This is a genomic window from Hydrogenophaga sp. IBVHS2 (assembly GCF_002127215.1).
Lineage (GTDB): Bacteria > Pseudomonadota > Gammaproteobacteria > Burkholderiales > Burkholderiaceae_C > Hydrogenophaga.
On sequence record NZ_NFUT01000005.1, the window covers coordinates 40,678 to 66,722 of the forward strand.

Genomic DNA, 26,045 nt, shown 5'->3' on the forward strand with positions numbered 1-26,045 from the left:
ACCTGCCGTTGTTCACGCCGCGCCAACAGAGCCGTCACGCCGGGCTGCTATCCGGGAACGATGGCCCGGCCGACGATCGCGATCCCCTCATTTCTTCAGGAGCCTTGCGTGAAACACCCTCAAACCCACTCCCTGCGCCCGCGGCCTGCGGAGAAGGCCCGGCCCGTGATGGCAGGCCGTCGCCGCCCCGTGGTCTGGCCCGTGCTGCTGGCGGCCCTGGTGGCCGCCGGCAGCGCCCGCGCCACCGAGACCGAGCGCGTCGGCATGAGTCCCTTCGGGCCGAACGACGAGATCGGCATGCTCAACAAGGTCACGCCCGAATCGGTGTTCAAGGTGCTGCGGCGCATCAGCAGCGGGCGCACCTACGACCTGAGCGTCGAGTTCTATGTGGGCATGCCCAGCTACTACTTCCTGGGCCAGCCGCGTTTCCAGACCTGGAACGTGCACACGCCGCAAGGGACCATCGTGGACGACCCCAACGGCCTGGGCAAGGAAAAGAACAGCCACGTCACCTACTCGGGCACGGCCTTCTCGATGTACGCGCACACCGGCACCCACATCGACGCGCTGTCGCATTTTGGTCTGCAGGGCGAGATCTACAACGGCTTCAAGGCGGACGAGCAACTCGGCGACCGGGGCTGGCGCAAGGGCGGGGTGGAGAAGTTCCCGCCCATCATCGCGCGCGGCGTGCTGATCGACGTGGCCCGCTACAAGGGCGTGGATGTCCTGCCTGAGTCGTACGGCATCACGGTGGCCGACCTGCAGGGCGCGCTGCGGCAGCAGAATGTGGCGCTGGAAGACGGTGACGTGGTCATGGTCCGCACCGGCCGCATGCAGTGGTTCAAGGACAACGAGAAGTACATGCACAACACCCCGGGACTCACCCGCGAATCGGCCAGCTTCCTGGCCGACGCCGGCGCCATCGTGATCGGCGTGGACAACATCAGCACCGATGTGTGGCCGGCCCAGGAAAGCCGCAACTGGATTCCGGTGCACAGCGCCATGCTGTCGCAGCGCGGGGTGCCCATCATGCAGAACGTGAACCTGGAACAGCTCGCTGCCGACCGGGTGCACCAGTTCGCCTGGTTCGGCGCGCCGCTGCGCCTGCGCGGGGCCGACGGTTCGCCGATGCGCCCGGTGGCCATCCCGATCCGCTGATCCGGCATCGCACACCCGGAGATCCCATGGACCGACACCTCGCCATGCACTGTTTCTGCCGGGTGGTGGAGACCGGCAGCTTTGCCGCCGCGGCGCGCGACCTCGACTGCTCGCGCTCGGTGGTGACCAAGTACGTGCAGTACCTCGAAGACTGGACCGGCACCCGGCTGCTGGCCCGCACCACCCGCACCATGCAGCTCACCGAGGCCGGGCAGCGTTTCCATGCCTACTGCCGCCGGGTGATGGACGACACCGAGGCCACGCTGGGCGCACTGCGCGACCACAGGCAGGGCCTGCAGGGGCGGCTGGTGGTGTCGTGCCCGGTATCGCTGGGGCTGTCGTTCCTGGCGCCGTTCTTCCACACGTTTCAGGCGGCGCATCCACAGGTCGAGCTGGAACTGCGGCTGGACGACCACACGGTCGACCTGGTGCGCGAAGGGGTCGACCTGGCCCTGCGCGGCCAGGCCCGGCTGGACGACTCCAGCCTGGTGGCACTGCCCCTGCTGGACCTGCCACGGGTGGTCTGCGCGGCACCGGCCTTCTGGGCCGAGCACGGCCGCCCGAGCCACCCGCGCGAACTCGACGGCGCGCACTGCCTGCCCTACCTGCTGGGGTCGGACGCCCTGCGCTGGACTTTCGAGGGCCGGGACGGCCGCCACACGGTCGACGTCTTCGGCCGCTTCCGGGCCAACAACAGCCTGCTGCTGATCGACGCCCTGGAGCGCGGCCTGGGCGTGGGACTGGTGCCCCGGGTGATGGTGCAAGCCGCCCTGCAGGCCGGGCGGCTGCAGACCGCGCTGGACGACTTTCCGGCCGAACCCCGGCGACTGTTCGCGCTCTACCCCAGCCGCGACCACCTGCCCACACGGGTGCGGGCGCTGGTGGATTTCCTCAAGGATGCGCTGCCGGCTGCGGCACACGGTGCATGAGCCGCAGGGCCAGCGCAATGAGCGCCAGCGCGGGCCACAGGGTCCAGCTGACCGATTCGGCCATGAACAGGTGGCCCAGCCCCAGGCTCACCACCAGCATCACGTAACCGATCAGGCTGAAGGCCACCGGCTCGGCCCGCCGCTGCAGGCCGAAGTAGCACAGGTAGCCCGCGACCAGCGCAGCGGTCTGTGCGCCCAGCCAGGTCAGGCCCGGCAGTTCCGGGGTAGAGAGCACCTGCGGATCGGCCAGCGGCACCAGGGCCAGCAGCACGGCGGTGGAGCCCCCCAGGGTGGCGGCGGACAACCAGGCGTCCGGCACGCCGCGCGGCATGGCCAGGCCCCGGTAGACATTGGTGGCGGCGATCAGCGTGGGCACCAGCAGGGCCACGAGCATCAGGTGCGGCTCGCGCTGCTGCGACCACACCTGGCCACCCACCAGCAGCAGCCCGCCGGCCAGACCCACCACCACCGCGAGCAGGCGGCGCGCCTGCAGCCGCTCCCGGCCCAGCAAGGCCATGATGGCCAGGGTGAACACCGGGGTGAGGGTGAACGACAGCGAGGCAAACCCGGCGCCGGCCTGCACCGCCAGCCAGTAGGCCGCCAGCATGGGCAGGGCATGACCGAAGGCCCCGGCCACCAGCCCGAAACCCAGCAGACCGGGCGAGACGGTGCGCCGCCCATGCCACCACCAGCCCAGCAGGCCCAGCAGCAAGGCCGCCAGCGCCGTGGGCCAGAGGGTGAAGGCCAGGGCCGAGACGCCGCTGGCACCGGCCTGACGGGCCAGCGGGTTGCCCAGGCCCAGCAGCACGCCGGTGCCCAGCACCCAGGGAAAGGTCGACGCCTGCATGGCGGTCTCCGGTGATGGAACAGAGGGGGGAGGTTAGGGAACCCCGGCCCCGGCATCTAGCCGCTGGCCGTGAACGGTGTGTTCACGCGCCGGGCAGGCCAGTGCAGCCGGAAGGTGATGCGCCGATCCTGCTGCGTGACCTCGGCCCGGCCGCCGTGCCGCTCCACGATGGCCCGCACGATCGCCAGGCCCAGCCCGCTGCCCTCGCCCGAGCGCGACGGATCGGCGCGGTAGAACCGTTCGAAGAGGCGCGGCAGTGCCTCGGGCGGCACCGGCACACCGTCATTGCTCACCGACAGCACGCTGCCGTCGACGCCATCGGGTTCGGCGTGCAGCCCGATCTCGGTTCCCGCCCCGGCATGGCGCAGCGCATTGGCCAGCAGGTTGGCCAGCGCCCGGCGCAGCAGGGCGGGTTCGGCCCACAGCGGGGCATCGCCGGTGCAGCGGATGCGCAGGCCCCGTTCCTCGGCCATGTCGGCAAAGTAGTCGGCCTGGCGGGCCAGTTCGTCGGCCGCCGACAGCACCTGGCCCTGCAGCGGATCACCGGCGGCCTGCGGGTCGCTGCGCGCGAGGAAGAGCAGGCTCTCGACCATGCGGTTGAGGCGATCGAGTTCCAGCAGCTGCGACTCCAGCAGCCGGGCGTGCTCGGCTTCGCTGCGGGGTCGGCTCAGCATCACCTGGCTCTGGCCGGTGAGCGTGGCCAGCGGCGTGCGCAGCTCGTGGGCCAGGTCGGCCGCAAAACCGTTGAGACGCTCGTAGCCCTGTTCCAGCCGCGCCAGCATGGCATTGACGCCGTTCACCAGACCCTGCAGCTCGGCCGGCGTGCCCCGCGCCTCCAGTCGCTGCGACAGGCTCTGCGGACCGATGCCGGCGGCCTGCGCCTGCAGCCGGCGCAACGGCGCCAGGCCCTGCCAGATGAGCACCAGCACCAGCAAGGCCGCCACCCCGCCCGCGCCCAGGCTGGCCGCCACGATGTGCCGCCGGTACCCGGCCAGCAGGGCCTCGCGCTCGGGATAGATGCGGGCCAGCCGGAGCTCCACCGCACCTTCGCCCAGCCGGGCATGGGCGGTCAGGGCCGCCATGGGCACGCCATCGGCCAGGCGGGCGTGCCGGATGGAGGCCGGCGTGGCCTCGCGGTCGAGCGCCACCGGTGGCAGGCCCGGCAGTTCGACCCCGGCCGGATTGATGGCCAGCAGCAGGGCGCCTCCGTCGGCAGGCAGGGCGCGGATCTCGATGAGCGCATTGCTCTCGCCGCTCATGGTGTCGCGCAGGTAGTCGGTCTGGCTGGCCAGCATCGACGGCGTGCCGCTGTGGCCCAGCAGCTGGCGCAGTTGCCGCAGCTTGCCCAGCAGCTGCACGTCGTCCCGCTGGACCAGCTGCCGCTCGAAGGACCGGTGCAGGTACACCCCGAGCAGGGCGCTGGCCACAGCGGCGATCAGCGCGCACCACAGGCCCAGCCGCAGACCCAGCGAGAGCCGACGCGTCATGGCCGCAGCTCGCAGACATAGCCCATGCCGCGCACCGCATGGATGAGCCGGCCGGGCACCGGATCGTCGATGCGCAGGCGCAGGCGGCGCACCGCCACATCGACCACATTGGTGTCGCTGTCGAAGTTCATGTCCCAGACCTGCGAGGCGATCTCGGTGCGCGACAGCACCTCGCCCTGGCGCCGCATGAACAGGTGCAGCAGGAGGAACTCGCGCGCGCTCAGGTGGATGCGCTGGCCCGCCCGCGTGACGGTGCGGGCCGGCACGTTCAGGCGCAGGTCGTCGATGACCAGCACATCGTCCTCGCGCAGCGGGCCCCGCCGCAGCAAGGTGCGGATGCGCGCCAGCAGCTCGGCGAAGGCAAAGGGTTTGACCAGGTAGTCGTCCGCGCCGAGCTCCAGGCCCTTGACGCGGTCGGCCAGGGCGTCGCGCGCCGTGAGGAACAGCACCGGCACCTGCCGGCCCGAGGCGGTCTCGCGCAGGTGGCGCAGCAGGTTCCAGCCATCCATGCCGGGCAGCATGACGTCCAGCACGATGAGTTCATAGGCCTGCCCGGTGGCCAGGTGCAGGCCGGTATGGCCGTCGCGGGCCACGTCGACCACGTAGCCGGCCTCACCCAGGCCTTGCTGCAGGTAGTCCCCCGCCCGGGGCTCGTCTTCCACCACCAGTATGCGCATGACGCTCTCCTTTGCAGCTGCGCAGCATGCCCGAACTGCGCCACCGCCCGAATGACGAAACTGTCATCGAGCGGTCAGTGTCCGGCCAGCGCCCGGTTTCTACAGTGGCGCCATGAACACCCAGCACCCCCTCCTCTCCCTGCGCGCCGGCCTGCTGGCCGTGCTGCTGGCGGGCGTCGGCGCAGCCGCCCCGGCGGCCACGCCAGCGCCTGCTGAACCCATCGACCTGGCCGCCGCCGAACAGCTGGCACGCGCAGCCCGCGCGCATTGCCGGGCCCTCGGCAAGGACATCGCCGTGGCGGTGGTCGATGCCGGCGGCCAGACCCTGCTGCAAGGCCGTCCGGCCAGCGTCGGTCCGCACAACCTCGAAGCGGCCCGGCGCAAGGCCTTCACCTCGCTCTCGACCCGCCAGCCCACCCTGGCGCTGGGGCGGGCTGCCCGCAGCCAGCCCGACACCGCCGGCCTGCAGTACCTGCCCGAACTGCTGCTGCTCGGCGGCGGCCAGCCCCTGCGGGCCGGCGCGGGCGTGATCGGCGCCATCGGCGTGGCCGGCGGCGGCGGTCCGGAGAACGACGATGCCTGCGCCCTGGCCGCAGCGCAGTCCCTGCAACCCTGAGCCAGCCGGCTCGCACCCTTTCCCTCCGAAACCCCAACCTGGAGTCCCACCATGAACCCCAAGCACATCACCACCACCCTGATCTCGAGCCTGCTGATCGCCGGCGCATCGTCGGCCCTGGCCGCCGGCAGCCCCAACCCGTTGAGCGTCCATGTGCTGGACCTGCAGACCGGCCAGCCCAGCCCCGGCGTGACGGTGGACCTAGAGCAGCGCAGCGGATCGGGCTGGCAGCCCCTGGGCAGCGGAGTGACCGACGCGCAGGGCCGCATCCGTGCCCTGGTGCCGGAGCAACGGCTGGCCGGCTGGGGCGCAGGCGAGTACCGCGTGGTGTTCCGCACCGGCGCCTTCTACGCACGGCAGAAGCAGAGCACCTTCTTCCCGGAGATCCCGGTGGTGTTCACGGTGGACAGCGCCAGCCAGCACTACCACGTGCCGCTGCTGCTGAGCCCCTACGGCTTCTCGACCTACCGGGGCAACTGACCGCTCAGGCCGCCGGGTTCTCCACCAGCAGCGCGATGCCCTGGCCGCCGCCCACACAGGCCGAGGCCACGCCCCAGCGGGCACCGATGGCCTGGATCTGCCGGGCCACGGTGAGGGTGCAGCGCACGCCGGTGGCGGCCAGCGGATGGCCCAGGGCAATCGCCCCGCCGTGCACGTTCAGGCGCTCCAGGTCCAGGCCCAGCTCGCGGCCCACGGCCAGGGTCTGCGCGCCCTGGGCTTCGTTGATCTCGAAGCGGGCCACGTCGTCGAGCTTGAGGCCGGCGCGCTCCAGCAGCAGGCGGATGGCCGGGGCCGGGCCGATGCCCATGTGCGCCGGGTCCACGCCCACCACGGCGGCGGCCGCCAGCCGCGCCAGCGGGGCCTTGCCCCAGGCCCGCACCACATCACCGTGGGCCACCAGGGCGGCGGCGGCGGCGTCGGTCAGGGCCGAGCTGTTGCCACCGGTCTGCACGCCGTCCTTGAAGACGGTGCGCAGCTTGGCCAGCACCTCGGGCGGGGTGGGGCGGGGATGGGTGTCGCGGTCGGCCACGGTGGCCTTGCCGGCCAGGCGCAGCTGGCGCGGGCGGTGGCCTTCGAGCTCGAAGGTCTCGCCCGTCACCGGCACGATCTCGCCGGCCAGCCAGCCGCTGTCCTGCGCGGCGCAGGCGCGCGCGAACGACTGCGCGGCAAAGGCGTCCACGTCTTCCCGCGTGATGCCGTAGCGCTGCGCCAGGTTCTCGGCGGTGCGGATCATGTTGATGTCCACCGACGGGTCGGTCAGTGCCTCCCACATGTAGTCCTTGAAGCCGATGGGCGCGCCCAGCCGGAAGCCGCCCCGGTGGTCGAAGGCGGCGATCGGGTTGCGGGTCATGGATTCGGTGCCCACGAGCAGCGCGGTGGTGGCCACCCCGGCACCGATCTGCTCGCCGGCCTGGCGGAACAGCTCGAAGCCGGTGCCGCAGATGCGCTGCACCATGAGCGCCGGCACCACCTGCGGCACGCCGGCGTACAGGCCGATGTGGCGCGGCACATAGAACTGGTCGAAGCCGCCGGGGGCCATGTTGCCGGCCAGCACCGAGTCCACCTGCGCCGCCTCGATGCCGGTGCGTGCGAGCACCTCGCGGGCCACCTTGATGCCCAGGTCGATCGGGTTGGCGTCGGCGAAGGCCCCCATGTAATCGACCATCGGGGTGCGCACCCCGTCCAGCAGGAAGACGTCGGAGAAGGTCTGGAACTGGCCACGGCTCATGAATGGGTCCTCGGGGAGTTGCGGTACTCCCCGAGTGTATGCAGCCCGGTCGCCGGCCCCGGGCACGCGGGTGTCAGCGGAACACGCCGACGGCGTCCGCCAGCCGCTCGGCGCGCTGGGTCAGCGACGAGGCGGCGGCGGTGGACTGCTCCACCAGCGTGGCGTTCTGCTGGGTCACCTGATCGAGCTGCGTCACCGCGGCATTCACCTGGCCGATGCCGGTGACCTGCTCCTGGGTGGCGCGGCTGATGTCCCGGATCATGGTGGCCACCGACTGCGCGTCGTGCAGGATGGTCTGCATGGCCTCGCCGGCCTGCTGCGCCAGGTGGTGGCCCGACGCCACCCGGTCGTTGCTGTCGTGGATGAGCTGGCCGATCTCCTTGGCCGCCTGCGCGCTGCGCTGCGCCAGGTTGCGCACCTCGCCGGCCACCACCGCAAAGCCGCGGCCCTGCTCGCCGGCCCGCGCGGCTTCCACCGCCGCATTGAGCGCCAGGATGTTGGTCTGGAAGGCGATGCCGTCGATCAGGCTGGTGATCTCGGCGATGCGGCGCGAGCTGGCGCTGATCTCGCCCATGGTGCCCACCACCTGGGTCACGATCTGGCTGCCCTGCTCGGCCGCCTCGCTGGCCTTGGCGGCCATGCGGGTGGCTTCTTCGGCGGTGCGGCCGGTGCTGGCCACGGTGGCGTTCATCTCTTCCATGGAGGCGGCGGTTTCCTGCAGGCTCGATGCCGCCTGCTCGGTGCGCTCGCTCAGGTCGGCGTTGCCGGCCGCCATTTCCTGGCAGGACGCGCGCACGCCACCGGTCTGGGCGGCCACGTCGTCCAGCAGGGCCCGCAGGTTCAGGCCGGACTGGTTGACGGTGCGCAGCAGCATGCCGATCTCGTCCACCCGGTCGAGCTGCTCGTTGCTGCCGGGCTGGCCGGCGGCCACCGCCTGGGCCTGGCGCAGCACCTGCTGCACCGGGCCCACGATCTGGCGGTCCAGCCACCAGACCACCAGGCCGAAGGCCGCGCCGATCTGCGCGGTCAGGCCCAGGGCCTCGTCCATCGGATGGATGACGAAGCCCGCGCCCGACACCACGCCGAAAGCCGCCGTCATGGGCCACACGATGCGGCTGCGCAGCGAGGCGGTCTGCACCCACGACAGGCAGCGGCCCAGGCCGGTGCGGACGATGAGGCCCTTGTGGAATGCGCGCGATCCCTGCTCGCCGCGCACGAACTTCGCATACAGCTGCTCGGCCTGGCGCACCTCCTCGCGCGAGGGCCTGGTGCGCACCGACATGTAGCCGGTGAGCTGGCCGTCGCGCACCACCGGCGTGGCGTTGGCGCGCACCCAGTAGTGGTCGCCGTTCTTGCAGCGGTTCTTCACCAGGGCCGTCCACGACTGGCCGGACTTGAGCGTGGCCCACATGTCGGCAAAGGCCTCCTTGGGCATGTCCGGGTGGCGCACCAGGTTGTGCGGCTGACCGATGAGTTCGTCGGCGGTGAATCCGCTGACCGCCAGGAAGGACTCGTTGGCATACCGGACGTAACTCTGGGTGTCGGTGGTCGACAGCAGGGTTGCGTCGGCGGGGAACTCGAATTCACGCTGGGTGACAGGCAGGTTGGTGCGCATCGGGAACCTCCGGAAGAAGAACACCAGAACAACGGACGTGTCCCTTTTTCGACGGACGTGCATTTGTCTTGAACAAACTCGACAAGCGGCGTGAGGCATTCATCACGCCCCGGGCCTATGACCGTCATAGGCAATTTGTCATTGCCCCGCCAAAACCACCCCCCTAGACTGCCCCTTCGCCTCACCGGGCGATTCCCACCAACGACAAGGAGCCATGATGACAACCGAAACCAGATGCCCCTTCTCCGGCGCCGCCATCCCGGCCGCCGCCACCGGCCAGGCCCGCACCAACACCGACTGGTGGCCCAACCAGCTGCGCCTGGGCATCCTGCACCAGCACAGCCCCGCCTCGAACCCGATGGGCGAGGACTTCGATTACGCCAAGGCCTTCAAGGAACTCGACCTCGACGCCGTGGTCGCCGACCTCAAGGCCCTCATGACCGACTCCCAGGACTGGTGGCCGGCCGACTGGGGCCACTACGGCGGCCTGATGATCCGCATGGCCTGGCACGCTGCCGGCACCTACCGCATCTCCGACGGCCGCGGCGGCGCCGGCACCGGCAACCAGCGCTTCGCACCGCTCAACAGCTGGCCCGACAACGGCAACCTCGACAAGGCCCGCCGCCTGCTGTGGCCGATCAAGCAGAAGTACGGCAACCACCTCTCGTGGGCCGACCTGTTCATCCTGGCCGGCAACGTGGCCCTGGAATCCATGGGCTTCAAGACCTTCGGCTTTGCCGGCGGTCGTGAAGACATCTGGGCGCCCGAGGAAGACATCTACTGGGGTCCCGAATCCAAGTGGCTGGCCAGCAGCAAGGAGCCCGACAGCCGCTACTCCGGCGAGCGCATGCTCGACGACCCGCTGGGCGCGGTGCAGATGGGCCTGATCTATGTGAACCCGGAAGGCCCGGACGGCGTGCCCGACCCGGTGGCCTCCGGCCGCGACGTGCGCGAGACCTTCGCCCGCATGGCCATGAACGACGAGGAAACCGTGGCCCTGGTGGCCGGCGGCCACACCTTCGGCAAGGCCCACGGCGCGGGTGACCCGTCGCTGGTCGGCCCCGAGCCGGAAGGCGCCCCGATCGAGGAACAGGGCTTCGGCTGGATCAACCGCTTCGGCAGCGGCAAGGGTGTGCACACCACCACCAGCGGCATCGAAGGCGCCTGGAAGCCCAACCCCACGAAATGGGACAACGGCTACTTCGACATGCTGTTCGGCTACGAGTGGGAACTCACCAAGAGCCCGGCCGGCGCCCACCAGTGGACGCCCAAGAACTGCAAGCCCGAGCACCTGATCCCGGACGCGCACGACCCGAGCAAGAAGCACCCGCCCATGATGACCACCGCCGACCTGTCGCTGCGCATGGACCCGGCCTACGAGAAGATCTCGCGCCGCTTCCACCAGAACCCGGCCGAGTTCGCCGACGCCTTTGCCCGCGCCTGGTTCAAGCTGACCCACCGCGACATGGGTCCGCGCGCCCGGTACCTGGGCAAGCTGGTGCCCAAGGAAGTGCTGATCTGGCAGGACCCCGTGCCGCCGGTGGACCACCCCCTGGTCGACGAGAAGGACGTGGCCGCGCTCAAGGCGCAGGTGCTGGCCTCGGGCCTGACGGTGCAGCAGCTGGTGTCGGTGGCCTGGGCCTCGGCCTCGACCTTCCGCGGCAGCGACAAGCGCGGCGGCGCCAACGGTGCCCGCATCCGCCTGGCCCCGCAGAAGGACTGGGAAGCCAACCAGCCGGCCGAACTGGCCAAGGTGCTGGCCACGCTGGAGACCGTCCGCAGCGCCTTCAACGGCGCCCAGCCGGGCAGCAAGAAGATCTCGCTGGCCGACCTGATCGTGCTGGCCGGCAGCGCAGCGGTGGAAGCCGCCGCCAAGGCCGCCGGCGTGAACGTGACCGTGCCCTTCGCACCGGGCCGCACCGACGCCTTGCAGGAGCAGACCGACGTCGATTCCTTCGCGGTGCTCGAGCCGGTGGCCGATGGCTTCCGCAACTACGTCAAGCGCGGTCTGGAGGACTCGGTGGCCGAGCGCCTGATCGACAAGGCCCAGCTGCTGCAGCTCAGCGCCCCGGAAATGACGGCCCTGGTGGGCGGCATGCGCGCCCTGGGCATCACCGCCGCCGGCACCCGCCACGGCGTGTTCACCGACCGCCCGGGCGTGCTGTCGAACGACTTCTTCGTCAACCTGCTCGACATGCGCACCCAGTGGAAGAAGACCGCATCGGCGGGCGTGCTCGAAGGCCGTGACCGCAAGACCGGCGAAGTGCGCTACACCGGCACCGTGGTCGACCTGGTGTTCGGCTCCAACTCGCAGCTGCGCGCCCTGGCCGAGGTCTATGCCCAGAGCGACAACCGCGAGAAGTTCGTGCGCGACTTCGTGGCCGCCTGGGTCAAGGTCATGAACAACGACCGCTTCGATCTCGCCTGAAGGCGTCCGGCGTGCTCCCGGTGAGCCGCCGGAACATGGCGATGAAGGCCGAGGTGGAGGCATAGCCCAGGTCCTGGGCGATGGCCTCCACCGTCTGGCCCCCTTCCAGCAACGGCAGCGCCCGCGAGACCCGCAGGCGCTGCCGCCATTCGTTCAGGCCCATGCCCAGCCGGGCCTGGAACCGCCGGGCCAGCGTGCGTTCGGTGGTGTGCACCGTGCGCGCCCAGTCGGCCGCACTCCGGTTGTCCGCCGGGTCGGCCTGCAGGGCCAGCAGCACCGGGCTCAGCAGGGCGTCGTCGGTGGCCGGCAGCCAGGTCGGCAGCACCCGTGACTGCGCCAGTTCGTCCACCACCACCCGCAGCAGACGCTCCTGCGCCGCCGTGTAGGGCAGCACCGGCGAGGTGGCCTGCAGGCGCTCCAGCAGGCTGCGCAGCAGCGGGCTCACGCTGACCGCGCAGGCCTCGGCCGGCAGGGGCGGCAGGAGTTCGGGCGCGATGTAGACCGAGGCGTGGTGCGAGGCCTGCCGGTTCATGCCCCGGTGGCCCACCCCCGGGGGCAGCCACAGCCCGGCCTGCGGCGGCACCATGCACACGGTGCCGGTGAGCTCCACCTCCATCACGCCGCTGAAGGAATACACCAGCTCGCCCCAGCGGTGGCTGTGGCGCGGGTAGGTGGCGTCCGGCGGCAGGTCGGCCACCCGGAAGTGCACCGGGCAGGGCAGGGCTTCGGTGAAGTCGGGGCTGCTGACCTGCAGCGGGGCGGAACGTTGACGGGCGGGCGGCATGGCGTTGTCGGATTCTCGTTAGGTACCGCGCACCCGTCAAAGCCAGAATCGGCCGATGGACCACCGACAACCCCTGGACGGCCGCGCCACCGGCTTCATGCTGCTGCTGTGCCTGCTGTGGAGCGCGCAGCAGATCGTGCTCAAGGCGACGGCCGAGGACTTTTCCCCGGTGCTGCAGATCGCGGTGCGCTCCGGCATCGCCGCCGCCCTGGTGGGCCTGCTCATGGCCTGGCGCGGCGAGCGCCTGGACGTGTCCGGCGGCGTCTGGCAGCCGGGGGCGGCGGCCGGCGCGCTGTTCGCCCTGGAATACCTGCTGGTGGGCGAAGGGCTGCGCCACACCTCGGCCGCGCACATGATCGTCTTCCTCTACACCGCACCGGTGTTCGCGGCCCTGGGCCTCCACATGAAGCTGCCGTCGGAGCGGCTGGCGCCGCTGCAGTGGGCGGGCATTGCGCTGGCGTTTGCCGGCATCGCGCTGGCCTTCCTGGGGCGCGATGCCTCGATGCCCGGCGACTGGCGCCGCATGCTCTGGGGCGACGCGCTGGGCCTGCTGGCCGGCATGGCCTGGGGCGCCACCACGGTGGTCATCCGCACCACGAAGGTGGCGGCCCTGCCGGCCACCCAGACCCTGCTCTACCAGCTGCTGGGCGCCTTCGTGCTGCTGCTGCCGGCCGCCCTGCTGACGGGCCACACCACCTTCCGGCCCACGCCGGCGGTGCTGACCGGCCTGGCGTTCCAGGCGGTGGTGGTGAGCTTTGCCAGCTTCCTGCTGTGGTTCTGGCTGCTGCGGCACTACCTGGCGTCGCGCCTGGGTGTGTTTTCGTTTCTCACACCTGTGTTTGGCGTGCTGCTGGGGGCCTGGCTGCTGGCCGAGCCGATCGAGCCGGGTTTCCTGCTGGGGGCGCTGCTGGTGCTGGCCGGCGTGGTGCTGGTCAGCGGGCACGGCTGGATCAGCTCGCTGCGGGCGGGGCGCGCCGGACCCGACGGAACAGCCAGATCACGATCGTGAGATTGAGCAGGTTCCAGCCGATGCCGTTGATGAAGGCGGCCCGGTAACTGCCGGTGAGGTCGAACACCCAGCCCGAGAGCCAGCCGCCCAGCGCCATGCCCACCAGCGTGGCCATGATGACGGCGCCCACGCGGGCACCGGCCTCCTGCGGGTCGAAGTGCTCGCGCACGATGATGGCGTAGGCCGGCACGATGCCGCCCTGGAACAGGCCGAACAGCGCCGAGATGAGGTAGAGCGGCACCAGGCCGTCGAAGGGCAGGAACAGCAGCAGCGCCACGCCCTGCAGGGCCGAGCCCAGCAGCAGGGTGCGGATGCCGCCGATGCGGTCGCAGATGAGGCCCGAGACCAGCCGGCTCACGATGCCGCAGGCCAGCATGAGCGAGAGCATCTCGGCCCCGCGCGCGGCACCGAAACCCAGGTCGGTGCAGTAGGCCACGATGTGCACCTGCGGCATCGACATGGCCACGCAGCAGCCCACACCGGCCACGCACAGCAGCTGCTGGGCGCGCGCCGGTGACAGGCCGAAGGGCCGCTGGCGCTGCCCGGCGGACAGCACGCCGGCCGCACCGCTGACCGGCGCGGCCGGGGCCAGGGGCGGGCGCTGCCGCATCAGGAAGGACAGCAGGAACATGCCCAGCCCGCACACCACGCCCATCAGGATGTAGGTCTGGCGCCAGCCGATGGTGTCGATGCCGTGCTGCACGATGGGGGGCCACAGCGCGCCGGCGATGTAGTTGCCGCTGGCGCAGATGGCCACCGCGATGCCGCGCCGCCGGTTCCACCACAGTGCCGTGTCGGCCAGCAGCGGCGCAAAGGTGGACGAGCTGCCCAGCAGGCCCAGCAGCAGGCCGTGGGCCAGGCCGAAGCTCCAGATGCTGCCCGACAGGCCGGCCCACACGAAGCCGCCGGCCACCGCCACCGAACCCACCCACAGCACCGGCATGAGGCCGTGGCGGTCGGCCAGCCGGCCGGTGAAGATGCCCCCGATGCCCAGGCAGACCATCATCAGCGTGTAGGGCAGCGAGGCATCGGCCCGGCCCACGCCGAACTCGGCCTGCACCGCCGGCAGCACCACCGAGACCACGTACATGGCGCTGTTGCCCAGGGTCACCAGGCCCAGGGTGACCAGCAGGCGCCAGGCCGCGATGCGGGTGTCGATGACGGAGGGGTCGGCGCGCCGCACGGGCGCAGGGGGGGCGGCGGGGTTCATGGCCGCACGCTAGCGCAGCGCCTTGTCCGGCGCTGTCGCGCGGGTTCCGGCCATCCGGCTGCGGCACCCCCGCCGACCGTGCCAAACTCGACGGGTCGCCGACGCGGCCTCCCACCACCGCCCACCGCCCTGACCGCCGCCATGGAACACAACATCTCGCTCATCACCACCATCGCCGCCGGCTTCGGGCTGGCCCTGGTGCTGGGCGTGATCGCCACCCGCCTGAAGCTGCCGGCCCTGGTGGGCTACCTGCTGGCCGGCGTGGTGATCGGCCCCTTCACCCCGGGCTTCGTGGCCGATGCCGGTCTGGCCGCCCAGCTGGCCGAGATCGGCGTGATGCTGCTCATGTTCGGCGTGGGCCTGCACTTCTCGCTGGACGACCTGCTGGCGGTGCGCAAGATCGCCGTGCCCGGCGCGGTGGTGCAGATGCTGGTGGCCACCCTCATGGGTGTGGGCCTGGCCACCTGGTGGGGCTGGGGCATCGGTCAGGCGGTGGTGTTCGGTGTCTCGCTGTCGGTGGCCAGCACGGTGGTGCTGCTGCGCGCGCTGGAGAGCCTGGGCATCCTGGATTCGTACACCGGCCGCATTGCCGTGGGCTGGCTGGTGGTCGAAGACCTGGCCATGGTGCTGGTGCTGGTGCTGCTGCCGCCGCTGGCCGGTTACCTGGGCGGCACGCAGCCGGCGGCCGATGGCGTGCCGGTGTGGCAGACGCTGGGCAAGACGCTGCTGCAGGTGGCGGCCTTCGTGGCGCTGATGCTGGTGGTGGGGCGGAGGGTGTTCCCCTGGCTGCTGTGGCAGGTGGCGCGCACCGGTTCGCGCGAGCTGTTCACCCTGTGCGTGGTGGCCGCTGCGGTGGGCATTGCCTTCGGCTCGGCCGCGCTGTTCGGCGTGTCCTTTGCACTGGGCGCCTTCTTTGCCGGCATGGTGCTGCGCGAGTCCGAGTTCAGCCACCGGGCGGCCGAGGAGTCGCTGCCGCTGCGCGATGCGTTTGCGGTGCTGTTCTTCGTTTCGGTGGGCATGCTGTTCAACCCGGCCGTGCTGGTGGAGCAGCCGCTGCGGGTGGTGGGCGTGGTGCTGATCATCCTGGTGGGCAAGTCGGTGGCGGCCGCACTCCTGGTGCTGGCGCTGCGCTACCCGCTCAACACCGCACTCACCGTGTCGGCCAGCCTGGCGCAGATCGGCGAGTTCTCGTTCATCCTGGTCGGGCTGGGCGCCTCGCTGGGGCTGATGGACCCGGCCGGGCAGAGCCTGGTGCTGGCCGGTGCGCTCATTTCCATCGCACTCAATCCGCTGCTGTTCCGCGCCATCGCGCCGCTGCAGGCCTTCCTGCGGGAGAAGTCGGCCTATGTGCGCCGGCTCGAGGCCCGCGACGATCCGCTGGCCGAGCTGCCCATGACCACCGAGCAGCGCTTTCTGGCCCAGCAGGTGGTGCTGGTCGGTTACGGCCGGGTGGGCCGGCGCATCGCCCAGGCGCTGCAGGAAGCCGGCCAGCCCTTCGTGGTGGCCGAGCAGAACCGGGAACTGGTGGAGCGCCTGCGCGCGCAGGGCATGGCCGCCGTGTATGGCGACGCCGCCGAGCCGGCGGTGCTGATCCAGGCCCACATCGCGCATGCCCGCATGCTGGTGGTGGCCACACCCGATGCGCTGTCTGCCCAGCCCATGATCGAGACCGCCCGCACGCTCAACCCCGGCATCGAGGTGATCGTGCGTTCCCACAACGAAGAAGAGGCCGCGCAGCTGCGGGCCGCCGGGGCCGGCACCGTGTTCCTGGGCGAGGCCGAACTGGCCCGCGCCATGACGCAGCATGTGCTGACCCCGCCGGGCAGCCGCGGCGCCCAGCATGCCTGACACCGCCCCGACCCCGTCCGCACCCTCCGCAGCACCCTCCCCCGACACGGCCCGCACCCTGCCCCTGCTGCTGCTGGCCGCCCTGGCCAGCATGGCGGCCCAGCGCATCTGCGATGCGATGCTGCCCGAGCTCTCGCGCGAGTTCGGCGTGGGGCTGGCCGAAGCGGCCCGCACGGTGTCGGTGTTTGCCCTGGCCTACGGCCTGGCGCAGCTGTTCTATGGCCCGCTGGGCGACCGTTTCGGCAAGCTGCGGGTGCTGGTGGGTGCGGCGCTGCTGTGCGCCGCCGGCAGCCTGGCGGCGGTGTGGGCGGGCGGGCTGGATGCCCTGCTGGTCACGCGCCTGGTGGTGGGCCTGGGCGCCGCCGGCCTGATTCCGCTCGGGCTGGCCTGGGTGGGCGACCATGTGCCGTATGCCCGGCGGGCGGTGGCGCTGGCCCGCATCGGCCTGGGCATCACGCTGGGCATCCTGCTGGGTCAGGTGGCCGGCGGTCTGTTCGCCGACGGGCCCGGCTGGCGCTGGGGCTTTGCGGCCATGGCGCTGCTGTTCGCGGGCGTGGGCCTGTGGCTGGGTGCCGAGGTGCGGCGCCAGACGCGGACAGGCGTGCCGACCGGGGTGGTGGTGGCGCCCGCCGGCGGCCTGTGGCGGCTGTGGGGCGAGATCGTCACCGGGCGCTGGTCGCGCGTGGTGCTGGCGGTGGCGCTGGTCAACGGCTTCATCGGCTTCGGCGTGCCCGCCATCTGGGCGGCCCACCTGCACCAGGTGCAGGGGCTGAGCCTGTCGGTGGCCGGCGCGGTGGCGGCCTGCTACGGCCTGGGCGGCACGGCCTACATGCTGCTGGCCGGCCCGCTGTCGGCCCGGCTGGGCGAAACCGGCCTGGCCTGGACCGGGGGCACGCTGGTGACCGTCGGCTATGCGCTGATCGGCCTGCTGCCCGGCACCGTGGTGTCGCCGGTGGCCGCCACGCTGGCCGGGTTCGGCTTCTTCATGTTCCACAACACGCTGCAGCTCAATGCCACGCAGATGACGCCGCATGCGCGCGGCACGGCGGTGTCGCTGTTTGCGTGTGCCCTGTTCGTGGGCAATGCGGCCGGTGCGGCCAGCGCCGCCGCCCTGACCCCGGTGCTGGGCTCGGGCGCGGTGCTGGCCGGTGCCGGCGCGGTGTTCGGCGCGCTGGGCGCCTTCTTCGGCTGGGCGGTGCGCGCCGTCAGATGAGGGCCAGCGACATCCAGGGGAACACGGCCACCAGCAGCAGCACCAGCAGCATCACGCCCACGAAGGGCATGGCGCCGGCAAAGATGCTCTCCACCGAGACCTTGGGGTCGTTGAGTGTGGACTTGACGGTGAACACCGAGATGCCGAAGGGCGGGGTGAGCAGACCGATCTCCACCGCCAGCACGGTGAGCACGCCGAACTGGATCAGGTTGAAGCCGAGGTCGGCGGCGATCGGCACCGCCACCGGCGTCATGATCAGCAGGATGGAGCTGCTGTCCAGGATCATGCCCAGCAGCAGCAGGATCAGCACGTACACCAGCAGGAAGCCCCAGGGGCCGAAGCCGCTGTCCTGCACCAGGTCGCTGATGGCCACCGGCACGCCGGCCACCGACAGCATGCGGCTGTAGAAGCCTGCTGCCACCAGCAGGATCAGGATGCCCACCGACACCGCGCCGGTCTCGGTCAGCACGCGCCACAGATTGCCGCCGCCCAGCTTGCGCCGCAGGATGGCGATCACGAAGGCGCCGAAGGCCCCCACGCCGCCGGCCTCGGTGGGCGTGAAGAAGCCGCTGTACAGGCCACCCAGCACCAGCGCCACCAGCGCCGCAATCGGCACCAGCTTGCCCAGCATCTCGCCGGTGGTGAGCAGGCGGGCGGTGCTGCGTTCGGCCGCGATCTCGGCCTGCTTCTTCAGGTCGAACACCGCACCCGGCGCAAAGCGGGCCATGAGCATGATCATCACGGCGAACGCGATGGCCAGGAAGAAGCCCGGGATCACGCCGGCAATGAACAGGGTTCCGATGGACTGCTCGGCCAGCACGCCGTAGATGATCATCAGCAGGCTGGGCGGGATCATCATGCCCAGCACCGAGCTGCCGGCCACCGTGCCGGCGGCAAAGCTGGTGCGGTAGCCGTGGCGCACCATCTCGGGCACGGCCACGCGGGTGAACACCGCCGCCGAGGCGATGGACACGCCGGTCACGGCCGCGAACACGGTGTTGGCCGCCACCGTGGCCACGCCCAGGCCGCCGCGCACGCGCCGCAGCAGGGTTTCGGCCACGTCGAAGGTGTCCTTGCCCACGTTCGCTATGGAGACCAGCAGGCCCATGAGCACGAACAGCGGGATGGTGGCGAAGATGTAGTCGGCCACGCCGTTGTAGGCCGACAGGTAGAGCAGCCGCATGGCCATCTCCACGTCTTCGCGCATGAGCCAGATGCCGGCAAAGCCGACCGCCGTGAGGGCCACGGCGATGTGCAGGCCGATCAGCACCAGGAAGACCAGGGCCCCGATCAGGAGCCCGCCCAGGGCGAGTTCGCTCATGCCTGTGCTCCTTGCACCGAGGGCTGACGCAGCAGCGAGGGGATGCAGCCCAGGTAGGCCACGGCCGCCACGGCCGAGCCCATCACGATCAGGGCGCGGAACGGCCAGGTGACCACGGTGAGCACGCCTTGCACCCCCATGTATTCCTTGCTCTGGTAGGCCTCGACCAGCTCGGGCCAGGCGATGACGGCCAGCGCGGCGAACAGCAGCGCACCCACCACCACATTCAGCACGTCCAGCGCCTTGACGGCGGCGGTGGAACGGCGGGCGATGAACTGCAGCAGGAAGTCGCTGCGGGTCATGCGGCCGGAACACACGGCGGCGGCGAGCTGCAGGAACACGATGGATGCCACCGAGCGGGCGGCGAATTCGGCCACGCCGGTGATGGGCGCGTCGAAGAAGTTGCGGCCCAGCACGTCGGCCACCACCAGCAGCATCATGGCGAAGATCCAGACGGTGCCGATGGCCGCCAGCACGTTGGCCAGGCCCTGCAGGGGATTGGTGAGGCCGGCGACCGCAGGGGTTTCGCTGGCGAAGTCAGGTTCGTTGTGCACGGGTCACCCGGAAAGATGGGGTCAAAAAATCCGCCGCCGGCGCGCGGGCCGGACGGCGGAAGGGGGTCCCTGATGAATCGTTGTGCGGAAACAGGCGATCAGCGGTTCTGGGCTTCCCAGTCGCGCAGCGGCTTCACGCCACGGGCGCGCAGCTCGTCGAAGTAGGCCTTGAGCACCTGCTTGCCGGCGTCACCGGTGGTCTGCAGCCAGGGCGCCACCAGGTTGGGCAGGCCGTTGACCCACTTGGTCTTCTCGGCGGCGGGCAGGTCGGTGATCTGCAGGCCGGCGGCCTTCATGGTCTCCAGGGCGGCGGCGGCGGTCTTGGTGACGTGCTGGCCGTGGGCCTTGGAGGTGGCCTTGCCGGCCTGGATCATGGCGTCCTGCACTTCCTTGGGCAGCTTGTCGAAGAACTTCTTGTTCACCGCCACGCTGCCGAAGTACATGGCACCGATGTCGATGCGGGTCAGGTGCTTGGCCACCTCGTACACGCGGGCCGGGCCGATGCCGCTGGCGAACGACAGCGCGCCCTGGGTCACGCCGGTCTGGATGTTGGTGTAGTAGGTGGTGAGCGCGCCGTCGACCGGGGTGGCGCCGGTGTCGCGCAGCCAGTTGGCCGAGGTGCCCGGGGCGTTGATGCGCTTGTTCTTGAGCGCATCCATGTTGGTCACGGGGAAGTTGGCATAGATGTCGTAGCTGTCGGTGATCAGCGAGGACAGGGGCACCATGTTCTGGGCCGCCCAGCTGTCCTTGAGGGCCGGCACGGTGGCGTTGAGCTTGTCGAAGATCTCGATCAGCTGCTCGTGGTTGGTGGTGGCGAACGGGGTGAAGTAGGTCACGTTCTGCAGCGGCATGGCGGAGTTCTCCCACACCGTGCCGACCATGCCCACGTCCACGATGCCGTCGCGCACGGCGGCGCGGGTGTCGGTGAACTTGTAGAGCGTGCCGCCGTAGTTCTCGCGCCAGCGCACCTCGAACTTGCCGCCGCCTTCCTTGAGGATGCGGTCGACCTCCGGCTGGAAGGTCTCCTTCATGGCGTAGGCCCAGATGTTGGTCGTGGGGTGGCTGGAGCCGATGTTGACCGTGACGCGCTGCTGCGCGAAGGCCGAACCGGCTGCGACCGTGGCCCCGAGCGCGACCAGGCTGGCCATGGCGAATTTCGTGAACTTCATGTTGTCTCCTCGGTGGATGTCGTTGGCTGTGGGTTCAGCCGGGTTGGCATGACGCCGGTGTCCCCGCACCGGCCTTTTCGGACTCATCGTCGCCGGGCAGCGGCCTTGCGGGCGGGTGCCGGCCGGGCGGCATCGGCGGCAAACAGTTCGCGGCTGGCGATCAGGTAGGCACGGACCCGGTCGCGCACCAGGTCTTCGTCGTAGCCCTCGTGGCGGGCCTCGCTGTAGACGTCCTGCGCATAGATCCAGCGCCGCATGGTGATGTAGAAGAAGCCGCCGTGCAGGCCCATGAGCAGCTCCATCTCGCGCTCGCTGGGCCGGGCCCGGCTGACCACGCCCCGGAAGCGGCGCGTCTCGCGGATCAGGCGCGGGAACAGGCGCACCCGGAGCATGGCGAAGAAGCGGTCGGTGATGGTGTGGTCGGTCAGGCCCGAGAACACCAGGATGCGCACGAATTCCTTGGTCAGGGTGATGTTCACGTACTCGGCGTAGAACGCGGTGAACTTGTCCTCGACGCCGATGTCGGGGTCGTCCAGCAGGCTGTCCCATTCGGTGCGCCAGCGGCCCTCGAACACCTCCAGATAGACCCGATCCACCAGCGCCTGCTTGGTGGGGAAGTAGTGGTAGAGCAGGGCGTGGGTCACACCGATGCTGCGCGCCAGGTCGCGCAGCTGGCCGTCGAATCCGTGTTCGGCAAAGAAGGCGATGGCGCCGTCCAGGATCTGGCGCTCGCGCTCCGCCACGCCCATGCGCCGGCGGGCCGGAGCTTCCGGGGGTGAGGAATCGGCTTCCGCGACCGGGTCAGGGTTTGTCTGGATGCGCACGCTATTTACCGACAGGTCAATGATTCGTACCATTGTTAACCGCCTGGTAAACAAAAACACCGGTGAAAACCCGAGGATCGAGAACATGGAATTGACCGGAGACATCCTGATCGCCGCACCGCGCAACCGGGTGTGGGCAGGACTCAACGACCCCGAGGTGCTGGTGCGCTGCATCCCGGGCTGCGAGGCCATGGAGGCCACCAGCCCGACCGAGCGCACCGCCCGCGTCGCGGTGAAGGTGGGCCCGGTGCGGGCGCGCTTCGTGGGCCACATCCGCATGGTCGACGTGCGCGAGAACGAGGGCTGCACCCTGAACTTCGAAGGCTCGGGCGGTGCGGCCGGCATGGCCAAGGGCCACAGCCATGTGGTGCTGACCGACGAAGCCGAGGGCACCCGCCTGAGCTACACCACCCAGGCCTCGGTGGGCGGCAAGCTCGGCCAGGTGGGGGGCCGCATGATCGATGCGGCCGCCAAGCAGATGGCCGACCAGTTCTTTGCCGCCTTCAATGCCATCGTGGCCGCACCGGCGGCCCCCGAAGCGCCCGAGGCCGCCCAGGCCCGACCGCCTGCCGCCGCCGTGACGGGCGCTGCCGCCGGGCCGGCCTCCGAAGCCACCTCCGCTGCCGCCGCCGCGCCGGCACCGGCGGCACCGGCCCCGCAGGCCGCACCCGCCTTCACCCCGACCGTGGCCACCCGCCCCGCCGCCCCGGCACCGGCCGCCGTACCCGAGAGCCTGCGCGTGCTGTGGTTTGCCCTGGGCGCCCTGTCCACCGGCTTCGGCGTGTGGATCGCTTCCCTGTTCTGACTTCCTGAGGACCGCCCGATGAAAGCCGCTGCCTTCGATTACGTCAAACCCCGTTCGCTCGACGAGGTGCTGGCCCTGCTGCAGGAGCACGGCGACGACGCCCGCCTGCTCGCCGGTGGCCAGACCCTCATGGCCACGCTCAACATGCGGCTGTCGGAGCCGCGCCTGGTGATCGACATCACCGGCCTCGAGGCCCTGCGCGGCATCCGGGTGCAGGGCCACGTGCTGCGCATCGGCGCGCTGGCCACCCACACCGAGATCGAGCACAGCGATCTCGTGGCGCAGCACGCACCGCTGCTGAAGGCGGCGGCCCCGCACATTGCGCACCGCGCCATCCGCAACAGCGGCACCTGGGGCGGCTCGATCGCCTATGCCGACCCGGCCGCCGAGTGGCCGACCTGCCTGCTGGCCCTGGGCGGCACGGTGATCGCGCAGGGCCCGGACGGTGAACGCCGCATCGCGGCCGACGACTTCTTCCAGGGCCTGTACGCCACCGCGCTGGAGCCCGACGAGGTGCTGGTGGCCAGCGAGATCCCGCTGGCCGGTGCCGACCACTGGTTCGGCTTCCAGGAGCTGGCCCGCCGCCACGGCGACTACGCCATCGTCGGCATGGCCGCCACCGCCCGCCGGGACGGCGGCGTGCTGCGCCAGGTGCGCGTGGTGCTGCTGGGCGTGGACGCCACGCCGCTGCGCGCCTCCGCCGCCGAGGCGGTGCTGGAGGGCCAGACGCCCGATGCGGCCCGCATCGCGCAGGCGGTGCAGGCCCTGCGGGACTCCATCGACCCGCTGCCCGACCTGACCAACAGCCCCGAGACCAAACGGCACCTGGCCGGCGTGCTGCTGCAGCGCCTGTTCACCGGCGCCAGCGCCTGAGACCCCAAGGACATCACCATGGCAGACCTCCACACCATCCACCTCACCGTCAACGGTGAACGCCGCCAGTGCAGCGTGCAGCCCCGCACCCACCTGGTGGACTTCCTGCGCGAAGACCTCGGCCTCAAGGGCAGCCACCTGGGCTGCGAACACGGCGTCTGCGGTGCCTGCACCGTGGAGCTCAACGGCCACATCGTGCGCGGCTGCCTGACCCTGGCGGTGCAGGCCGACGGCGGCGAGGTGCAGACCATCGAAGGGGTGAGCCGCAGCGGCGTGATCCGCGACCTGCAGCAGGCCTTCGTGCGCCGCAACGCGCTGCAGTGCGGCTTCTGCACCTCGGGCATGCTGATGGCCGCCAAGGAGCTGGTCGAGACGCAGCCCCGCGCCACCCGCGCCGAGGTGCGCGAGTTCATTTCCGGCAACTACTGCCGCTGCACCGGCTACCACGCGATCGTGGACGCCATCTGCGAAGTGCTCGAACAACGGCTGCAACAACAGGAGGCCCAGGCATGAAACGCGACATCCTGAATCTGGAGCCCGGGGTGGAACAGCCCCGCCCGCTGAGCCCGGTCACCGAAGACCCGCGCTACATCGGCGCGACCGTGCCGCGCGGCGGCATCGAACGCCTGACCCAGGGCCTGGGCCAGTACATCGACGACATCGAGCTGCCGCGCATGGCCCATGTGGCCTTCTGGCGCAGCCCGGTGGCGCACATGCGCATCCGGAAGATCCACGCCGACCAGGCGCGTGCCATGACCGGCGTGCTGCTGGTGGCCGACGGCCACGACCTGGCCAAGGTGTGCAAGCCCTGGGTTGCGGTGCTGGGCCACCTGGCCGGCATGAAGTCGGCGCCGCAGTACCCGCTGGCTGTGGACCGCGCCTGCTGGCAGGGCGAGCCGGTGGTGGCGGTGGTGGCCGAGACCCGCGCCCAGGCCGAAGACGCGCTGGCGCTGATCACGGTCGACTGGGACGAGCTGCCCGCGGCCACCGAGATGTCGACCGCACTCGATCCGTCCACGCCCCTGATCCACCCCGAGCTGGGCGACAACCTGTGCTTCACCCGCAGCCTGGACTTGGGCGAGGTGGACCGGGTGTTCGCCGAGGCCGACGCGGTGGCCGAGATCGACTTCGAGTTCGGCCGCCACACCGGCGTGACGCTGGAGCCGCGCGCCCAGATCGCGCACTGGAACCCGGCCGAGCAGCGCCTGACGGTCTACCACTCGTTCCAGGCGCCGCACATGATGCAGGACCTCTATGGCCGCCAGTTCGACCTGCCGGCCAGCGCCATCCGCGTGATCTGCAAGGACGTGGGCGGCTCCTTCGGCATCAAGGTGCACGCCTACCCGGACGACTTCGCCACCGTGGCCCTGTCCATCCTGCTGGGCCGCCCGGTCAAGTTCGTGGCCGACCGGCTGGAGAGCTTCACCAGCGACATCCATGCCCGCCACCACGAGGTCAAGGCCCGCATTGCGGTCAACAAGACCGGCGAGATCCTGGGCTTCGACATGGTCGACCTCACCGGCATCGGCCCGTATTCGATGTTCCCGCGCACCAGCGCGATCGAGGGCAACCAGGTGGTCAACCTGGTGGGCGGCCCGTACAAGCACAAGCACTACCGGGCCAAGCTCAACGTGGTGTTCCAGAACAAGACACCGACCTGCCAGTACCGCGGCGTGGGCCACCCGATCGCCTGCGCGGTGACCGAGGCCCTGGTGGACCTGGCCGCGCAGAAGATCGGCATGGACCCGCTGCAGATCCGCGAGCTCAACGTCATCCCGGACGACGCCTACCCCACGGCCGGCGCCTCGGGCATCAAGCTGGAGATCCTGTCGCACCAGGCCAGCCTGAAGAAGCTGCGCGAGCTGATGAACTACGACGCGCTGCGTGCCGAGCAGGCCGCGCTGCGCAAGCAGGGCATCCACCGCGGCATCGGCTTTGCGACCGTGATCGAACTCACCAACCCCAGCGCCGCTTTCTATGGCGTGGGCGGTGCGCGCATCGCCTCGCAGGACGGCGCCACCGCGCGCCTGGACCCCGAAGGCGACGTCACCGTGCTGGTGGGCGTGGGCGAACAGGGCCAGGGCACCGAGGGCATCTACCGCCAGATCGCGGCCGACGCGGTGGGCGTGGACATCCAGAAGGTCAAGATCGTCACCGGCGACACCGACACCACCCCCTACGGCGGCGGCACCTGGGCGTCGCGCGGCGCCGGTGTGGGCGGCGAGGCGGTGCTGCTGGCCGGCCAGGCGCTGCGCGAGAACATCATCAAGGTGGCGGCCGTGATCCTCAAGCGGGACGGCAGCACCCTGGCGGTGCGGCGCGGCCGCATCGTGGACGCATCCACCGGCGAGGAGCTGCTGCCGCTGGCCGAGCTGGGGCGCATCGCCTACTTCCGCTCCGACACCCTGCCGGCCGACTTCACGCCCGAGCTGATGGTCACGCGCCACTATGCCCAGCGCGACTACCCCTTCATCTTCACCAACGGGGTGCAGGCCTCGTATGTGGAGGTCGACACCGACACCGGCTTCGTGAAGCTGCTCAAGCACTGGGCGGTGGAAGACTGCGGCCGGGTGCTCAACCCCATGCTGGTGGACGAGCAGATGCGCGGCGCCATCGTGCAGGGCATCGGCGGCGCGCTGTTCGAGGAATGCCTCTATGACCAGCAGGGCCTGATGGTCAACGCCAGCATGGCCGACTACCTGGTGCCCATGTCCGGCGAGATGCCCGACATCGAGGTCGCCCACGTGCAGACCCCCACCGCCAGCTCGAAACTGGGCGCCAAGGGCGCGGGCGAGGCCGGCACGGCCGGCGCGCCGGCGGCGGTGATGAACGCCATCAACGACGCCATCGCGCCGTTCGACGCGCATGTGTTCTCGCAGCCCATCACCCCCCAGAAGCTGCTGCGCGCGCTGGGCAAGGTGAGCTGAAGCGGCGCGGGGCTGGCACACT

23 protein-coding genes are annotated in these 26,045 nt (G+C 70.7%); 12 read left to right on the forward strand and 11 right to left on the reverse strand.

From position 1 onward, the window contains the following. Window positions 1–168: 168 nt before the first annotated feature. Both CAP38_RS12570 and CAP38_RS12575 read left to right on the forward strand, forming a co-directional pair. The gene (locus CAP38_RS12570) at window positions 169–1,158 is read left to right on the forward strand and encodes a cyclase family protein (protein WP_086121767.1); all 990 of its coding nucleotides are present in this window, start codon (window positions 169–171) and stop codon (window positions 1,156–1,158) included. A 26-nt stretch (window positions 1,159–1,184) separates the two neighbouring features. Further along, entirely contained in the window at window positions 1,185–2,087 is a 903-nt protein-coding gene (locus CAP38_RS12575) for a LysR family transcriptional regulator (protein WP_086121768.1), read from the forward strand. On the opposite strand, the gene CAP38_RS12580 is transcribed toward CAP38_RS12575, so the two are convergent. The 3 genes from CAP38_RS12580 to CAP38_RS12590 are packed head-to-tail and all read right to left on the reverse strand — an operon-like array spanning window position 2,050 to window position 5,098. Then, a complete protein-coding gene (locus CAP38_RS12580; RefSeq protein WP_086121769.1) occupies window positions 2,050–2,934 on the reverse strand; it encodes a DMT family transporter in 885 nt (294 codons plus the stop codon). The genes CAP38_RS12575 and CAP38_RS12580 overlap by 38 nt on opposite strands. A 56-nt stretch (window positions 2,935–2,990) precedes the next feature. Next, window positions 2,991–4,421, reverse strand: coding sequence for a heavy metal sensor histidine kinase (locus CAP38_RS12585; RefSeq protein WP_086121770.1), 1,431 nt, complete (start codon window positions 4,419–4,421; stop codon window positions 2,991–2,993). Further along, window positions 4,418–5,098: a heavy metal response regulator transcription factor gene (locus CAP38_RS12590; RefSeq protein ID WP_086121771.1), complete on the reverse strand. Its 681-nt coding sequence runs from the start codon at window positions 5,096–5,098 to the stop codon at window positions 4,418–4,420. The genes CAP38_RS12585 and CAP38_RS12590 overlap by 4 nt, the downstream gene beginning before the upstream one ends. A 112-nt stretch (window positions 5,099–5,210) precedes the next feature. On the opposite strand from CAP38_RS12590, the gene CAP38_RS12595 reads away from it, so the two are divergent. Further along, entirely contained in the window at window positions 5,211–5,714 is a 504-nt protein-coding gene (locus tag CAP38_RS12595) for a heme-binding protein (RefSeq protein ID WP_086121772.1), read from the forward strand. A 51-nt stretch (window positions 5,715–5,765) separates the two neighbouring features. Beyond that, a complete protein-coding gene (uraH, locus tag CAP38_RS12600; RefSeq protein ID WP_086121773.1) occupies window positions 5,766–6,194 on the forward strand; it encodes a hydroxyisourate hydrolase in 429 nt (142 codons plus the stop codon). 4 nt (window positions 6,195–6,198) lie between these two features. On the opposite strand, the gene CAP38_RS12605 is transcribed toward uraH, so the two are convergent. Next, entirely contained in the window at window positions 6,199–7,443 is a 1,245-nt protein-coding gene (locus CAP38_RS12605) for a thiolase family protein (protein WP_086121774.1), read from the reverse strand. A 73-nt stretch (window positions 7,444–7,516) separates the two neighbouring features. Then, window positions 7,517–9,058 (reverse strand): PAS domain-containing methyl-accepting chemotaxis protein, encoded by a 1,542-nt coding sequence (locus tag CAP38_RS12610; RefSeq protein WP_086121775.1) that lies wholly within the window; start codon window positions 9,056–9,058, stop codon window positions 7,517–7,519. 217 nt (window positions 9,059–9,275) lie between these two features. On the opposite strand from CAP38_RS12610, the gene katG reads away from it, so the two are divergent. Beyond that, a complete protein-coding gene (gene katG / locus CAP38_RS12615) occupies window positions 9,276–11,486 on the forward strand; it encodes a catalase/peroxidase HPI (RefSeq protein ID WP_086121934.1) in 2,211 nt (736 codons plus the stop codon). Here katG and CAP38_RS12620 read toward each other — a convergent pair. Further along, window positions 11,455–12,270 (reverse strand): helix-turn-helix domain-containing protein, encoded by an 816-nt coding sequence (locus tag CAP38_RS12620; RefSeq protein ID WP_086121776.1) that lies wholly within the window; start codon window positions 12,268–12,270, stop codon window positions 11,455–11,457. The two genes, katG and CAP38_RS12620, sit on opposite strands and share 32 nt — an antisense overlap. Window positions 12,271–12,325: 55 nt before the next feature. Here CAP38_RS12620 and CAP38_RS12625 point away from each other — a divergent pair, with 55 nt between their 5' ends. Further along, a complete protein-coding gene (locus CAP38_RS12625; RefSeq protein ID WP_086121777.1) occupies window positions 12,326–13,279 on the forward strand; it encodes a DMT family transporter in 954 nt (317 codons plus the stop codon). Here CAP38_RS12625 and CAP38_RS12630 read toward each other — a convergent pair. Continuing rightward, a complete protein-coding gene (locus tag CAP38_RS12630; protein ID WP_086121778.1) occupies window positions 13,221–14,489 on the reverse strand; it encodes an MFS transporter in 1,269 nt (422 codons plus the stop codon). The two genes, CAP38_RS12625 and CAP38_RS12630, sit on opposite strands and share 59 nt — an antisense overlap. Before the next feature lie 141 nt (window positions 14,490–14,630). Here CAP38_RS12630 and ybaL point away from each other — a divergent pair, with 141 nt between their 5' ends. Both ybaL and CAP38_RS12640 read left to right on the forward strand, forming a co-directional pair. Continuing rightward, complete coding sequence (gene ybaL / locus CAP38_RS12635; protein ID WP_086121779.1) at window positions 14,631–16,337, forward strand: YbaL family putative K(+) efflux transporter; 1,707 nt, start codon at window positions 14,631–14,633, stop codon at window positions 16,335–16,337. After that, window positions 16,330–17,550: an MFS transporter gene (locus tag CAP38_RS12640; RefSeq protein ID WP_086121780.1), complete on the forward strand. Its 1,221-nt coding sequence runs from the start codon at window positions 16,330–16,332 to the stop codon at window positions 17,548–17,550. Before ybaL ends, CAP38_RS12640 begins: the two co-directional genes overlap by 8 nt. Here CAP38_RS12640 and CAP38_RS12645 read toward each other — a convergent pair. From CAP38_RS12645 to CAP38_RS12660, 4 genes are all read right to left on the reverse strand, one after another. After that, the gene (locus CAP38_RS12645; RefSeq protein WP_086121781.1) at window positions 17,543–18,871 is read right to left on the reverse strand and encodes a TRAP transporter large permease; all 1,329 of its coding nucleotides are present in this window, start codon (window positions 18,869–18,871) and stop codon (window positions 17,543–17,545) included. The two genes, CAP38_RS12640 and CAP38_RS12645, sit on opposite strands and share 8 nt — an antisense overlap. Then, window positions 18,868–19,425 (reverse strand): TRAP transporter small permease subunit, encoded by a 558-nt coding sequence (locus CAP38_RS12650; protein WP_086121782.1) that lies wholly within the window; start codon window positions 19,423–19,425, stop codon window positions 18,868–18,870. Before CAP38_RS12650 ends, CAP38_RS12645 begins: the two co-directional genes overlap by 4 nt. A 98-nt stretch (window positions 19,426–19,523) precedes the next feature. Beyond that, window positions 19,524–20,594 (reverse strand): C4-dicarboxylate TRAP transporter substrate-binding protein, encoded by a 1,071-nt coding sequence (locus CAP38_RS12655; RefSeq protein ID WP_086121783.1) that lies wholly within the window; start codon window positions 20,592–20,594, stop codon window positions 19,524–19,526. A gap of 83 nt (window positions 20,595–20,677) precedes the next feature. Further along, the gene (locus CAP38_RS12660) at window positions 20,678–21,418 is read right to left on the reverse strand and encodes a TetR/AcrR family transcriptional regulator (RefSeq protein ID WP_256924448.1); all 741 of its coding nucleotides are present in this window, start codon (window positions 21,416–21,418) and stop codon (window positions 20,678–20,680) included. A gap of 85 nt (window positions 21,419–21,503) precedes the next feature. On the opposite strand from CAP38_RS12660, the gene CAP38_RS12665 reads away from it, so the two are divergent. From CAP38_RS12665 to CAP38_RS12680, 4 genes are read left to right on the forward strand one after another with little or no spacing between them, the layout of a single operon-like run. Next, window positions 21,504–22,223 carry a CoxG family protein gene (locus CAP38_RS12665; RefSeq protein ID WP_086121785.1) on the forward strand — a complete coding sequence of 240 codons (720 nt, stop codon included), beginning with the start codon at window positions 21,504–21,506 and terminating at the stop codon, window positions 22,221–22,223. A gap of 18 nt (window positions 22,224–22,241) precedes the next feature. Continuing rightward, complete coding sequence (locus tag CAP38_RS12670) at window positions 22,242–23,096, forward strand: xanthine dehydrogenase family protein subunit M (RefSeq protein ID WP_086121786.1); 855 nt, start codon at window positions 22,242–22,244, stop codon at window positions 23,094–23,096. 18 nt (window positions 23,097–23,114) lie between these two features. Further along, window positions 23,115–23,609, forward strand: coding sequence for a (2Fe-2S)-binding protein (locus CAP38_RS12675; protein ID WP_086121787.1), 495 nt, complete (start codon window positions 23,115–23,117; stop codon window positions 23,607–23,609). Next, a complete protein-coding gene (locus tag CAP38_RS12680) occupies window positions 23,606–26,023 on the forward strand; it encodes a xanthine dehydrogenase family protein molybdopterin-binding subunit (protein WP_086121788.1) in 2,418 nt (805 codons plus the stop codon). Before CAP38_RS12675 ends, CAP38_RS12680 begins: the two co-directional genes overlap by 4 nt. Window positions 26,024–26,045: the final 22 nt, after the last annotated feature.

What these genes read in the sequence shown, in the direction of transcription:
- CAP38_RS12570 (WP_086121767.1), top strand. Translation starts at nt 169, where the DNA reads ATGGCAGGCCGTCGCCGCCCCGTGGTCTGGCCCGTGCTGCTGGCGGCC.
- CAP38_RS12575 (WP_086121768.1), top strand. Translation starts at nt 1,185, where the DNA reads ATGGACCGACACCTCGCCATGCACTGTTTCTGCCGGGTGGTGGAGACC.
- CAP38_RS12580 (WP_086121769.1), bottom strand. Translation starts at nt 2,934, where the DNA reads ATGCAGGCGTCGACCTTTCCCTGGGTGCTGGGCACCGGCGTGCTGCTG.
- CAP38_RS12585 (WP_086121770.1), bottom strand. Translation starts at nt 4,421, where the DNA reads ATGACGCGTCGGCTCTCGCTGGGTCTGCGGCTGGGCCTGTGGTGCGCG.
- CAP38_RS12590 (WP_086121771.1), bottom strand. Translation starts at nt 5,098, where the DNA reads ATGCGCATACTGGTGGTGGAAGACGAGCCCCGGGCGGGGGACTACCTG.
- CAP38_RS12595 (WP_086121772.1), top strand. Translation starts at nt 5,211, where the DNA reads ATGAACACCCAGCACCCCCTCCTCTCCCTGCGCGCCGGCCTGCTGGCC.
- uraH (WP_086121773.1), top strand. Translation starts at nt 5,766, where the DNA reads ATGAACCCCAAGCACATCACCACCACCCTGATCTCGAGCCTGCTGATC.
- CAP38_RS12605 (WP_086121774.1), bottom strand. Translation starts at nt 7,443, where the DNA reads ATGAGCCGTGGCCAGTTCCAGACCTTCTCCGACGTCTTCCTGCTGGAC.
- CAP38_RS12610 (WP_086121775.1), bottom strand. Translation starts at nt 9,058, where the DNA reads ATGCGCACCAACCTGCCTGTCACCCAGCGTGAATTCGAGTTCCCCGCC.
- katG (WP_086121934.1), top strand. Translation starts at nt 9,276, where the DNA reads ATGACAACCGAAACCAGATGCCCCTTCTCCGGCGCCGCCATCCCGGCC.
- CAP38_RS12620 (WP_086121776.1), bottom strand. Translation starts at nt 12,270, where the DNA reads ATGCCGCCCGCCCGTCAACGTTCCGCCCCGCTGCAGGTCAGCAGCCCC.
- CAP38_RS12625 (WP_086121777.1), top strand. Translation starts at nt 12,326, where the DNA reads ATGGACCACCGACAACCCCTGGACGGCCGCGCCACCGGCTTCATGCTG.
- CAP38_RS12630 (WP_086121778.1), bottom strand. Translation starts at nt 14,489, where the DNA reads ATGAACCCCGCCGCCCCCCCTGCGCCCGTGCGGCGCGCCGACCCCTCC.
- ybaL (WP_086121779.1), top strand. Translation starts at nt 14,631, where the DNA reads ATGGAACACAACATCTCGCTCATCACCACCATCGCCGCCGGCTTCGGG.
- CAP38_RS12640 (WP_086121780.1), top strand. Translation starts at nt 16,330, where the DNA reads ATGCCTGACACCGCCCCGACCCCGTCCGCACCCTCCGCAGCACCCTCC.
- CAP38_RS12645 (WP_086121781.1), bottom strand. Translation starts at nt 18,871, where the DNA reads ATGAGCGAACTCGCCCTGGGCGGGCTCCTGATCGGGGCCCTGGTCTTC.
- CAP38_RS12655 (WP_086121783.1), bottom strand. Translation starts at nt 20,594, where the DNA reads ATGAAGTTCACGAAATTCGCCATGGCCAGCCTGGTCGCGCTCGGGGCC.
- CAP38_RS12665 (WP_086121785.1), top strand. Translation starts at nt 21,504, where the DNA reads ATGGAATTGACCGGAGACATCCTGATCGCCGCACCGCGCAACCGGGTG.
- CAP38_RS12670 (WP_086121786.1), top strand. Translation starts at nt 22,242, where the DNA reads ATGAAAGCCGCTGCCTTCGATTACGTCAAACCCCGTTCGCTCGACGAG.
- CAP38_RS12675 (WP_086121787.1), top strand. Translation starts at nt 23,115, where the DNA reads ATGGCAGACCTCCACACCATCCACCTCACCGTCAACGGTGAACGCCGC.
- CAP38_RS12680 (WP_086121788.1), top strand. Translation starts at nt 23,606, where the DNA reads ATGAAACGCGACATCCTGAATCTGGAGCCCGGGGTGGAACAGCCCCGC.